The organism is Paenibacillus sp. 10L310, from assembly GCF_056395745.1.
The window spans coordinates 397546-410523 of the sequence record NZ_JBFTKC010000002.1 but is presented as its reverse complement, the minus strand read 5'-3'; the positions used below and the strand labels follow the sequence as shown (position 1 = coordinate 410523).

Annotated in this window: 6 protein-coding genes; 5 read left to right on the top strand and 1 reads right to left on the bottom strand. The window is 44.7% G+C overall.

The features are described from left to right. Nucleotides 1–82: 82 nt before the first annotated feature. Nucleotides 83–2464 carry a polyprenyl synthetase family protein gene (locus tag AC1DE7_RS07350; protein WP_477534036.1) on the top strand — a complete coding sequence of 794 codons (2382 nt, stop codon included), beginning with the start codon at nt 83–85 and terminating at the stop codon, nt 2462–2464. Between the two features lie 272 nt (nt 2465–2736). After that, nucleotides 2737–5364 (top strand): PAS domain-containing hybrid sensor histidine kinase/response regulator, encoded by a 2628-nt coding sequence (locus AC1DE7_RS07345; RefSeq protein WP_477534035.1) that lies wholly within the window; start codon nt 2737–2739, stop codon nt 5362–5364. Between the two features lie 129 nt (nt 5365–5493). On the opposite strand, the gene AC1DE7_RS07340 is transcribed toward AC1DE7_RS07345, so the two are convergent. Continuing rightward, a complete protein-coding gene (locus tag AC1DE7_RS07340; protein WP_477534034.1) occupies nt 5494–7260 on the bottom strand; it encodes an ABC transporter substrate-binding protein in 1767 nt (588 codons plus the stop codon). 329 nt (nt 7261–7589) lie between these two features. Here AC1DE7_RS07340 and AC1DE7_RS07335 point away from each other — a divergent pair, with 329 nt between their 5' ends. The 3 genes from AC1DE7_RS07335 (at nt 7590) to AC1DE7_RS07325 (ending at nt 12940) form a co-directional block, all read left to right on the top strand. Then, nucleotides 7590–8825 (top strand): MDR family MFS transporter, encoded by a 1236-nt coding sequence (locus AC1DE7_RS07335; RefSeq protein ID WP_282321581.1) that lies wholly within the window; start codon nt 7590–7592, stop codon nt 8823–8825. 603 nt (nt 8826–9428) lie between these two features. Then, the gene (locus tag AC1DE7_RS07330) at nt 9429–11174 is read left to right on the top strand and encodes an ABC transporter ATP-binding protein (RefSeq protein ID WP_282321580.1); all 1746 of its coding nucleotides are present in this window, start codon (nt 9429–9431) and stop codon (nt 11172–11174) included. Beyond that, a complete protein-coding gene (locus tag AC1DE7_RS07325; protein WP_282321579.1) occupies nt 11171–12940 on the top strand; it encodes an ABC transporter ATP-binding protein in 1770 nt (589 codons plus the stop codon). The genes AC1DE7_RS07330 and AC1DE7_RS07325 overlap by 4 nt, the downstream gene beginning before the upstream one ends. Nucleotides 12941–12978 lie beyond the last annotated feature (38 nt).

Here is a 12978-nt window from a genome sequence, read left to right as displayed (position 1 = left end):
AGTTCAGTTTTCTTCCATGGAGCACCTCATCTCCTTTCATGGATACATGTTTAACATTAATAGAATTTGAGGTATCCACCCTATGAATAACGTACTTACAGAACAGGCTGATGCAGGATATCGGCTAGCTGAGCAGAAAGCATCTCAGTATTTTACTTCTCTTAGGCAGCAACTTATGGATAATACGTATACGACAGCACTTACCCAAGATATTCATGTATGGCAAAAGAAACATATTCATCGTTTTGCCTGGCTTTCTCTTTTATCACCTAGCAAAAGAAAACCGGATCCTCGGGATGTTCATAGATATATCCACTGGCTGAATACGACAGGAAAGCTGGATGATTACCTGGATCGGAGTATCTCCTATATTTATATGCGAGATCTGGGGCAAGCCCTTGATTCTCCGGGTACGCAGGCCCGAATTCAGAACGTTGTCCAGAATACTAAAAAATACTTTATGGGCTCTGCCGCTGGGCGCAAAGGACAGCATGATTATATCAGTCTGGCTGCGTTGTACCGTTGGGGACAGAAGGAGCACATTGAAACAGCTGTCATCTGGGTGATGAACAAATTAAAGAATGTAGCATCCAACATCCCGAAGGAGCTGGATGCAGAGCAGGCGCAGCGGAAGCTGATCAAGATCATTCTCGGCGTGGTCCTTCATGTGGACGATGAGATGAATGAGCAGACACTACCTGAAGAACGTGCCCGGAGATTTGATGCGGCGATCCGACTTGGTTATTCGTATGGTTTGACGTATCCATTTGTGGATGATCTGCTGGATTCTCAAGCATTGACTGTTCAGGAAAAAGAACAATATTCCCTGATGATACGTGATGCACTTCTTACCGGGATCGTACCTGATCTGGGAGAGTGGAAAGGCAGCAATCTTGAAGTAATTGAATATGTACATTCCGAGCTTCGGGAAGCATTTGAGTACATCAAGAACTACCAGCATCCAGAGAAACAGCGCACGTTTTTAGAGCAATCCTATGTGTTCTTTCAGTCTCAGGAGATCGATCGCAACAAGAAATTAGCCAATGCGAATTATAGCAATGAAGAATTGTACATTCCGATTATTATCAAATCCTCTTCTTCCCGATTAATCGTCCGATCTGTTCTCAGTGCACCAGTGGATGAAGGATTTGATCTGCGGACGTTCTATTACGGGATATATAATCAGCTGGCTGATGATTTTGCCGATATGTTTGACGATATGGAAGAAGGGGCAGTAACTCCGTATACCTACTATTTGAAGTATCGAGATTTGCGTCCCGACTTGATTAATCCATATGAATTGTATTGGGCAGTCATCTCTCATCTAATCCATGATGTATATAACTCGGACGCCAAGACCCGCGAGGTCATACTGGATCGTGCCATTAACGGTCTGAAGCGTTGTAAAGAACGGTTGGGGCAGCAAAAATATGATGAAGTGATGACGATCTTTGCCTCTGGGCAGCCTGAATTCAATCAACTGGTTCAACAGATGGTGCGAAAAGCAGATGACGTTGATTTCCTTGATAAATTGTTACGGGATCAGGTTGTGCTTCAATTGAAAAATGACAAGCAGGAGAAAGAGGAGTTCAAACAGACCATTCGAACGGTTCGCGAACAGATTAATGTGGAGTTGCAGATTGCGAAGCCCGGTGGCCTTCATGAGATGAAAGAAACGCTGATCGATGCGGCCAATTACAGCTTGCAGGGAGACGGAAAAAGGCTACGTCCGATATTAACTTGGGTTATGGGCGTGCGCGAGTATGGTCTTCATGAATCATCCATCGTTCCGCTGCTAAGATCATTGGAGTACATGCATACCGCTTCCCTGATCTTTGATGATCTGCCTACGCAGGATAATGCTTCGACAAGACGTGGACGTTCAACGCTGCATCATGTACACAATAGCGCTACAGCAGAGCTTACGGGTCTGTTTCTCATTCAGAAGGCGATTGGAGAGCAATCCTCATTGGATCGCTTTGATGCGGCGACCGTACTCAGACTCATTCAGTATTCGGCTGAAAAAGCAGAGGATATGTGTATGGGGCAGGCCATGGATCTGAACTCCAAAGGCAAGGCATTGACGCTGGAGCAGTTGAACATGATCTGTTTTTACAAAACAGGCATTGCCTTCGAAGCTGCCCTGGTCATGCCAGCGATACTTGCTCAAGTGAAGGAACCGGAGATGGCTGCGCTGAAAAAGTTCGCTTATCATGCAGGGATCGCCTTCCAGATCAAGGACGACTTGCTGGATTTCGAGGGAAATCACCTCATTCTTGGGAAACCTGCAGGTCAGGATGTGCGGAACAACAATTCAACCTTTGTGTCTATTCTGGGTGATGAAGGCGCGAAGAAAGCGATGTGGGAGCATTATTGTCTTGCTACAGATGCATTGAACGAGATGCCGAAACCTATTCCATTTTTGAGACATCTATTGGATTATCTTGTTGGTCGCGAACGCTAATTCATTTATCTAACGATTCCGTGTTGCGTATGACTTATAATGATATATAACGACAAAGGTCAGGACTCCATATGAATGGATTCCAGGCCTTGTTTGACTTTGTAGACACCAAACTTTTGAAAAGATATGTTTCAATAACTCAATTTTTGGGTATTAAGCTGTTATTGTGGTTTTAAAACGGACCGATCCTTTGTGGAACAACTTCCTTCCAATTAAAAATCAACTTTCGACTATTTATAACATGAGTTTATATGCCAAAAGGAGAGTTTACAATGCAGGTTCAAAAGGTCGACCATCACGAATTGTTCGAGCAGATCTACAACCAAGCACCTATTGGAATTGCACTCGTTGCTCCGACAGGAGAATGGAGAAAAGTGAACCCCGCATTTTGCTGTATGCTGGGTTTTACGTATGAGGAATTAACGAAGCTCACCTACCAGGATATTACGCATCCGGATGACTCACCACAAGATGTGATCTATAATTGTGAGCTATTCGAAGGTGAATCTAAAGAGTATCAATATGAAAAGCGTTATATCCATAAAAATGGTAACATCTTATGGATTTCATTGCATGTTTCATTAGTTCGTAGCGAAATTACAGATGAACCTCTTTACTTCATTTGCCATATTGTTGATATCACTGACCGCAAAATGTCTGAGCAAAAACTTCTGCATAGTGAAGAGATGTTCAAACTTATTACAGATCATGCTCAGGAGATCATCTATATTGCTGATAAGGAGGGCGTTTGTCGATTCTGCTCTCCCTCAGTCCAACATTTATTGGGTTATTCGCCAGAAGAAGTGATTGGTCAAAATAATGATGCATATTTCCACCCACAAGATCTGGAACAGATCTCACAGATGGACTTAACTAAAGGAAATCTGTTGAATATCAGGGTTCGTCATAAAGAGGGACATTATCTGTGGTTCGAGACCACATACAAGGTCTTTGGTGATGCTGAGCATGGACAGCAGATTCTTTCGATAGGACGAGATGTATCCGAACGAAAAAAACATAAAGACATCAGTGCAGAGGCTGAACGCATCGCTTTAATTGGCAGTTGGGAGTGGGATATGGTCAAAGACCAGATTGCACTTTCCGATCAGATTTTTGAGATTTTTGAACTTGAACGCACTCGTAAATCATACTGTGCAAATGATGTTTTTAAAGTTATGAATGCTGCAGACAGAGCTTCTTTACAAGAACAAATGAAATGGGTCAAACAAGGGAAACCGCTTGATTTTGAATACAAGCACAGTAGCTCTGATGGAAGTGAGAAGTATCTTCACTTACGCGGGCTGATCACGCTCGATGAATATCAGCAACCGGTTCAGCTGAACGGAACACTACAGGATATCACTGAACGTAAACGTATTGAATTTAAATTGCAGGAATCTGTGGAGCGATACACTTCACTTAAGAAATATAATCATGACGCCATTATCTCGTTTAACATGGATGGTAATATTATGAATGCGAATCCAGTAGCGGTGAAAATGACGGGTTGTCCCGTGGCTGAAATGATCGATACAAGCATAAGCAGATTTATTGGAGCCAGTAATCTCGGTCTGATCCTGCGCAGTAATAATGAGTTGGCTGAAAAGGAAATCAATGCTGTTCGCCATACGGATGGAACCGAGACAGAAGTCTTGGCTACGCTTGCTCCGATCATTATTAATAACTCTAATGTCGGGTACTACTTGATTGCAAAGGATATTACGGAGCAGAAAAAGCTGCTAGTTGCTAAAGAGACAGCCGAGAGAATGAATAAGGCCAAAAGTGAGTTTCTTGCGATGATGAGTCATGAAATTCGTACACCCATGAACGGTGTAATTGGGATGACGGATTTGCTTCTGGATACCCCTGGTCTTAGCGGGGAACAGAAGGAATATATCGAAATCATCCAGAAGAGCGGAGATTCCTTACTCGCCATCATTAATGATATTCTTGATTTTTCCAAAATTGAGTCAGGCAAAACCGATCTGGTAGACGATCCTTTTGATCTCGCAGAAATCGTCACAGAGACTGTGCAAATCGTAAAACCGCTGGCTCGCGACAAGAAATTGAATGTTCGTATGTGTGTAGATGACGCCATTCCGACTCCGGTATTTGGTGATGCTTACCGTCTTAAACAGGTACTTACCAATATCATTGGCAACGCGGTTAAATTTACTCCAGAGGGCAGCGTCGAAATTGATGTTGGGATTAAGGAGAAGTGTGGCAATACCGTACAGCTTTATTTTAAAGTGAAGGATTCGGGTATTGGGATTCCGGTTGAGAGAAAACAACAATTATTTGAGCCATTCTACCAACTGGAGAATTTCATGACTCGCAAACCTCAGGGCACGGGTCTTGGCCTTGCCATTAGCAAAAAATTGGTGGAGCTTATGCAGGGAGATATCTGGATCGAGGAATCGGATGAGCCGGGTACAATATTTGTATTTACTGCACGCTTTAATTTAACGAACGGTGAAGAGGGCAACAGGTTAGATCAACAACAGAAAAAGAACAGAGCATCCGCTTTGCGGATTTTAATTGCAGAAGACAATGAAGTGAACCAACTCGTCCTTAGCAGAATAATCGAGAAAAAAGGACATGTTGTGGATCATGTCGTGGACGGTGTTGAGGCGGTTGAGGCGGTCAAACACAATGCATACGATATTGTCTTCATGGATGTGCATATGCCAAGGCTGGATGGATTCGAAGCGACAAAAATGATTAAAGATTTAAAGTCCTCTGAGGATTGTCCATATATTATTGCAGTGACTGCAAATGCCGTAAGAGGAGACATGGAAAACTGCTTGAAGGCAGGCATGGATGCGTATGTCAGCAAACCGATAAAAATTGAGTCCATTATGCAAGCATTGGAGACCTATTACATCAAAAATAATCTCTGAGCGCGCTAAAAATGGATTCATGAGCAAAAAAGCTGCTAGCTTATCTAAATAGGCTAGCAGCTTTTTTTTTGCTGTTCCATGATTCTGTCCTCCATCCTGCATCCCACAGATGCGACTAAGGACAAATCCCTAAGGATTTTTAATCCACAATTTGGAGATGTCCAGATAACCGAATTCTGCGATCTGCATGCCGAAGATGCTCTGATCCAGTTCGGCCTGCTTGTTCATGTGACAGCCATGCAAGATCCAGCAGTGATCACGTAGCAAGGCTTCAGCTTCATCCAGGAGCGCAGTACGTTCTGCCCGATGAAGCGTTGCAAAATGATCGAGCTTGTCATCCAATAGAGACTGGAATGCAGGAGACATACACAAATGAAAATGGTTGGACAGGTTTTTGAAAAAATGAATCATGCCGTACTGCCAATCTTCCTCCAGTATCTCTTCAGCGAGGATCAATTGCGCGTTTGTGGTTTCCTCTGAGTTGAAGTAATCCACAACAGCCTGCATGCTGATGTTCAGACCGATGGACGCTGCACGACGCTGAATCCACTCCGCAACGTCTGCATCCTTATTATGCTTATACGATAATGTTACCGTCTCACCCTGGTACCCACAGTTATGCAGTAATTCACGAGCATGCTCAAGAGAGGAAGCGGTCCAGTCTTGGGCTGCACTTTTCCAAGGAAGGAAGCTGCTGGCCGGTGTGATCCGATTCCCGCCGAGATCTCTGACAAGCGCGACCGAATCATAGACGATACGCAGGGCTTGTCGAAATAGGGGATGATGATGGATGCCTTCCTTGTGAAAATTGAACAGCATATATTGACAACCCAGCGCCGGATAATTGATGCTGTTCGTCTGATCACAGCCTGTTGCCAGACTCAATCGATCTGTACCGGGTAGCTCATAATAGCGATCATTTGGACTCAGGTCAGGCACAAACCAGAAATGCACTTGATCCAGATGTGGCCGGATGCCGTAGTACGCATCAAAAGCGGTAAGCTCCAGCACATCTTCATTCAGCTCAGAGATCTGAAAAGGACCGGTACCCACCAATGTATTGGCTACATTGTAATCGTAGGGCAGGATTGTCATCCGAATACAACTGAACAGATGCAAGAAAAACCGATTAGGACGATGTAGAACAAACTTGATGCAATAATCACCAGCTACTTCCGCACGTTCAATATCCCGATATAACCAGATGGACGGACTATGAACATCAACCAAACGTTGCAACGTCGCTTGGACATCCCGGGATGTCATGATACGTCCGTTGTGGAAACGTACACCTTTTCGGAGATAAAAGGTCCATAAGCGATGGTCTTCGCTGCATTCCCACATGTGAGCTAGTGCTGGCAGGAATGATTCTGTCTTGGCGTCATAAGTGATCAATGTATTACAGACCTGGCTTAGCAGGTAGGTTTCAAATGCAGTATAAACAAAGGCTGGGTCCAAACCACCTAACTGGCGTGACCTCATGATGCGCAGGATATCCTGACCAGAGGCAGTTTCATCGTGGCCGTGAAATCCCATCTGTTGATGAAGGGAGAGCATGAGCTGTTCTCGCAATGTATCATCCATCTGAACGGTTCCGATGAGTTCAATGGCATCTTTCATTTTGCCTTTACCCAAAAGCTCGGTAAAACTCGCTTCCAACGCTTCATTCATACTACGCAGCATCGTTAACTCCGAATGATGTCCCCGTCCACGACCGGGTTGCCAGTGGATGAAGCCTTGCTCCTCCAATTTTCTGAGAATGAATTTCACATTGCGAGGTGTGCAGCACAAGGCAGCGGACAGGCTATCGATCGTTACCGCTACAGGTTCATAAAGTTTGAATGAAAGTTGTTCGGCCCCGGCGAGCCTTATAAAGTGTGTATGCAGGGTATCCATGGTCATGACTCCTCTATTAAAGGTGAAAAGTGTGATCATATGTTTACACTTTTACTTCCCCCTTTTATCCTTACAATTATACATTAGTAGAAGTTGTTCAAAAAGTCCGCTTTTGATTACGAAAGATGCCTAAAGGCATCATCAGCATCGAATATGGAATTCAGCAGAAATGTCCGTTGCTCACGTAGTTTTCCCTACGCTCCGCTACTCCATTTCTAGCTTCATCCCATCTTCTCGGTACTGAAAACCGAACTTTTTGAACACGTATTAGAAGAGGTAGTTCAAAAAGTTCACTTTTGAAGCATTTAGAAAGAATAGGAGAAGTTCGCATGAAGCAATATTTAAGGCAAATTCACCCCTTGGCATGGACGATCATTATCGGAACCATGTTTGGACGTCTTGTGACGTCAATGAGTATCCCGTTTCTATCCATCTATCTGACACGTGTGTTAGATGCTACACCGACCCAGACCGGTATTACTGTGGCGGTTAGCTCGCTGGCAGGTGTAATGGTCAGCTTTTATGGAGGTTATATTTCGGACCGGATCGGGCGCAAAATCGTGATGTTAATCTCAGTATTTAGCTGGGCAGGTGTGTTTTTTATTTTTTCAGCAGCAGAGCATCTATGGGTGTTCTTTGTTGCCAATACGTTAAACGGATTATGCCGCGCAGTATTTGAGCCCACCTCCAGAGCGCTGTTATCGGATATTACTTCTCCGCAGAACAAATTGCTGGTGTTTAACCTCAGATATGCTGCAATTAATCTCGGTGTGGTCTTTGGGCCAATTATCGGATTTCAGCTGGGATCATCTGAATCGACGTTTCCGTTTGTGATTTCCGGCTTGGTATACATAGCCTATGGATTTGTGTTATTTCTGCAATTCAAGCTACAGCATGCCAATTTGCCAGAGCGTCATCAGGCAACTGCACCACGTTTGCGTGAAGCACTTATGACCACTGGTCGCGACCGGGTATTTCTGCCGGTATTGATTGGTACCACATTCTGTGTGCTGGGTTACGGACACTTCAGTTCTACGTTGGCACAGTACTTGGCGAGAAGCCCAATCTTTGAGAATGGAAGCCAGATGTTCTCGTATATGCTGTCCCTGAATGCCGTGACGGTACTGATTATTCAGTATCCTCTTGTGAGAACCTTCCGAAACTTCCCACCGCTTGTTCCTCTGATTGTGGGTAACCTGCTAGTTGCAACCAGTCTGATGATGGTTGGAATCGCTGAAGGTGTACTCATGATGATGATAAGTGTCATACTATTTACGATTGGGGAAGTGTTATTGTTCACCATGATGGATATGCTCATTGACCGGATTGCGAAGCCGGAATGGAAAGGGACGTATTTCGGGACTATCGGCTTCAATAATATCGGTAGTGTCATTGCTCCTGTCATGGGAGGGGTGTTGTTAAGTCAGTTTGGAGCGGAGAATGGACTCGCTGTTTTTCTACCGATTGCACTGACGACTGCCCTGGGAGTACCTTTTCTTCTGATTGCACATCGACGTCTTGTTGTTAGAGAAAAACAAACAGAGCCTACATCATTAAGTATGTAGCGAGAATTGAAAAGTTTAATGGCATGAATTAAATAACAATTCAGTTAAAATTATCTTGACGGATGTTAGTCCAGCGAATACAATAAACAACAAATATGTGAAAACGGGTGGGATGATGATTATGTTTATGCCTATACAGATTTCGAATCGATAACTGAATACGCATGAGCATAGTGACATTAATCCAATTTTTTTGCAATGATCGCGTTGGGACAGTCATGTTTGTGCACCTCTGTCGTGGACGCTCATCATTATTGCGATGCAGAGGAGATACGGGAAATGCTTTGCATTTCATTCGATCTCTTTTGGCTACAAGCTGTAGATGAACATTAGTTCATCTATGGCTTTTTTGCATGCATTCCACCCAATTTGTTCACATGGAAAGGAGCGTTTGGAGCGTTATTTTATAAAAAACTAACTTGTTAAAAGGAGAATGTACAATGGTCAACATATGTTCTACATATCAATTATGGGCGGGAAATCCCGATTTTAATGTCATTATGTATGACTCATCCTAGTGATCGTAAATTTGCTGTCGTTAAGATCATCAACAAATATGAATAGGCAAGAACAATTAAATAAACCGATAAAGAGGTGGGACCTGTGCCCAAAACAGAGAAAATCTCCATGTCTTGGCTGCTGCGCTATCTAAAACCAGTTAAAGGACGGCTGGCCTTACTTTTAATCATGTTGCTCACATCAACGGGGCTTCAGCTTTTGAATCCACAGATTATTAAACGATTTATTGATACAGCAGCAAGTGGGGGAGTCCTCACCAATCTTGTTCAGCTCGCAGGAATATTTCTGGTTGTTGCCGTGTTTAATCAACTCATCACGGTAGCGGTCAGTTATTTGGGGAACGACGTGGCCTGGCGGGCCACGAATCAACTGCGCGGAGATCTGCTGAAGCACTGCCTGCGTCTTGATATGCGTTTTCATAATGTGAAAACACCTGGAGAGATGATTGAACGTGTGGATGGTGACGTAACGAGTATCTCCAATTTTTTCGCAATGTTCATTGTGCAAGTGATCGGGAGTTTTGTGCTGCTGGCCGGAATTCTCGGATTCATGTTCAGTGTTAATGTGGCCATTGCTTTGGTGATGACCGTGTTCACATTATTATCGATCCTTTTCATGGTCTTTATCCGAAATCTAGGCGTGGACTCTTCCAAAAATGAACGTGCGGCAAGTGCCTCTCTGTTCGGATTAATTGAAGAACGCATTGCCGGGATTGAAGATGTGCAAGCAAATGGTCATGTGCCTTATGTGATGAACCGCTTTTACCGCACGATGCGCACGGTATTCCGTAAGGGGAGAAAAGCCTGGCTGCTACGGGTTATTCCGTGGAATACCACAGTAGTTCTGTTCGCACTGGCGGTCACTGCGGTGCTTTTGCTGGGTGTGCATTATTATATGGAAGGTCTAATTAGTATCGGAACATTATTTCTGATCTACCAATATACGCAGATGCTGAATGATCCGATTGAGATGCTTGGAGATCAGGTGCAGGAGTTCCAAAAAGCAAAATCAGGCATGCTGCGCTCCAGAGAGCTGTTGTCCATGCATAGTGTGATTGAAGAGGGTACAGAGGAGCGATTGCCGGAAGGACCTCTTGGTCTGGAATTCAGTCAGGTGCACTTCAGTTATAACCAGGATAAACCGGTATTGCAGGACATTACTTTTGCTATTAAACCTGGAGAACGTCTGGGAATCATCGGTCGCACAGGTAGCGGTAAATCGAGTCTTAGTCGTGTTCTTCTCCGGCTGTACAATCTGGATCGGGGTACGATCCGTGTGGGTGGAACGGATATCACAAAGCTTTCATTACAAGCGCTCTATCGCAGGGTGGGAATGGTGACACAGGATGTGCAGTTGTTTGATGGCACGCTGCGTGATAACCTGACCCTGTTCAATGGAGATGTATCGGATCAGATGATCAAGGAGACGACGGATCGCCTTGGACTTAGCCAATGGATTAATTCACAACCAGAAGGACTTAATACGTATTTGGCTGCAGGCGGAGCTTCATTGTCGGCAGGGGAAGCACAGTTATTTGCCTTAACCCGCGTATTCCTGACCGAACCGAGTCTGGTTATTCTGGATGAGCCTTCATCGCGTCTAGATGCTGCGACCGAAGGTATGCTGCAATCTGCAATTGACCAGTTAATGAAACAATCCACAGGAGTGATTATTGCTCACCGACTGGCTACGCTGGAGAAAGTTGACCGGATTATGGTGCTCGGTGATGGGAAGGTACTGGAGTTTGGAGCGAGAGAAGAACTTGCCAGTAACCCGGCATCTCACTATGCCAGACTGCTGATTACAGGCCGAGAGGAGGAATTGGCATGACTGTAGCAGGATTTATAGGCCGTTTGTTTCGATTCAGGCCTTTGCTGTTTATTATCAACGGATTGTTATGGTGTATATTTCATTCCTTGCCGTTAGCTATTGGTATTGGGATGCAGTGGTTTTTTGATCGGACAACAGCAGGTTCTAATGACTACATGTGGCTTGCTGTGCCGCTTATCTTTATTGCTTTGGTCCGAATGGCACGGGTGGGCACATTTTTTGTAGCCTTCTATGCATGGGTTACGTATCTGTATCATGTTCAGGCGATTTTGCGAACCAACATGCTCGCAGCGATCATGCGCTGGCCTGGGCGTAATCTTCCGGCTTCACCAGGGGAGGCGATGAGTCGCTTTCGGGATGATGTCGATGAAGTCGTCGAGTATGTAGAATCATGGGTAGACTTCTGGGGACGTCTTGTATTTGCTGTTGTGTCTATCGTCATTATGGCGAACATTAATTGGCAGATCACATTGGTTGCCGTGCTGCCGTTGGTGGTCGTTACCTTACTTAACAACCTGTCCGGAAATCGGGCTCGGAAATATGCACAGGTTAATCGAGAATCGACTGGGCGAATTACCAGTTTTATTGCGGAAACGTTTGGAGCAGTGCAAGCCCTGAAACTGGGTCAGGCCGAAGAGAATGTCTCTTCACGTTTTAACCAGTTGAATGAAGATCGTCGCCAGGCTGCACTTCGAGACAATCTGTTCAAGCAGTGGATGAGATCGATGAATCAGCATGTTCTAAGTATCTGTACTGGATTGATTCTACTGATGTGTGCAGCTGAGATGAAAGCAGGGAACTTTACCGTAGGTGATTTTGCCTTATTCACCAGTTATCTGGCCAATATCGGATTTAGCATTTCACTGTTTGGTTATATGGTGTTTCAGCACAAAAGGCTCAAGGTATCCTATGATCGTATGCGTAAGCTATTCCGCCCAGGGGAAGAAGACCAGATCATGGATTCGAGGGAAATCTATCTGTATGAAGATCCGCCGGAGCTTGTAAGTGAACAGAGGGACCCTAAGGAGAAGTTGCAATCTCTTGAGGTGAACAAGCTGACTTATCAATATCCGAATTCTGCAAATGGCATAGAAGAGATCAGTTTTCGTCTGAAACGCGGACAATTTCTTGTGATTACAGGACGGATCGGATCAGGTAAATCAACGCTTGTACGAACACTTCTTGGACTGTTACCCAAACAAAAAGGGGACATTCACTGGAATGGAGCGGCTGTTGATCCAGCCACATTCCTGATGCCGCCTAGAGCCGCGTATACCCCTCAAGTGCCAAGATTGTTCAGTGATACGTTGAAAGAAAATATCGTCCAGGGCAAACAGGGTAACACCGAGCAAGCCCTTGAAAAAGCCATTCGTCTGGCTGTGATGGAGAAGGATATCAAACATCTGGATCAGGGGCTTGAGACCCCGGTTGGTCCAAGAGGGGTGATGCTGTCAGGCGGGCAGATTCAGCGCGCGGCCACAGGACGCATGTTAATGACGGAGGCGGACCTGTTTATCTTTGATGACCTGTCCAGTGCACTGGATGTGGAGACAGAACAACAAGTATGGGAAGGGTTGTTCCAAGAGCCGGATGTCACCTGCATTGCAGTTTCTCACCGCAGGGCAGCACTTTCCAAAGCAGATCACATTATCGTGATGAAAGATGGACGCATTGAAGCCGAGGGAAGTTTGGCCGAATTGCTTGCCACCAATGAAGAGATGCAGCTGCTGTGGCAAGGGGAACAAACCCCCGCCAAAGTTGGATAGCTTAAAAAATTTAGAAAAGATAATAAAAAAACAAAAAA

Bases quoted from the DNA above. Each gene is read 5' to 3' on its own strand.
- AC1DE7_RS07350 (WP_477534036.1), top strand. From the start codon at position 83: ATGAATAACGTACTTACAGAACAGGCTGATGCAGGATATCGGCTAGCT.
- AC1DE7_RS07345 (WP_477534035.1), top strand. From the start codon at position 2,737: ATGCAGGTTCAAAAGGTCGACCATCACGAATTGTTCGAGCAGATCTAC.
- AC1DE7_RS07340 (WP_477534034.1), bottom strand. From the start codon at position 7,260: ATGGATACCCTGCATACACACTTTATAAGGCTCGCCGGGGCCGAACAA.
- AC1DE7_RS07335 (WP_282321581.1), top strand. From the start codon at position 7,590: ATGAAGCAATATTTAAGGCAAATTCACCCCTTGGCATGGACGATCATT.
- AC1DE7_RS07325 (WP_282321579.1), top strand. From the start codon at position 11,171: ATGACTGTAGCAGGATTTATAGGCCGTTTGTTTCGATTCAGGCCTTTG.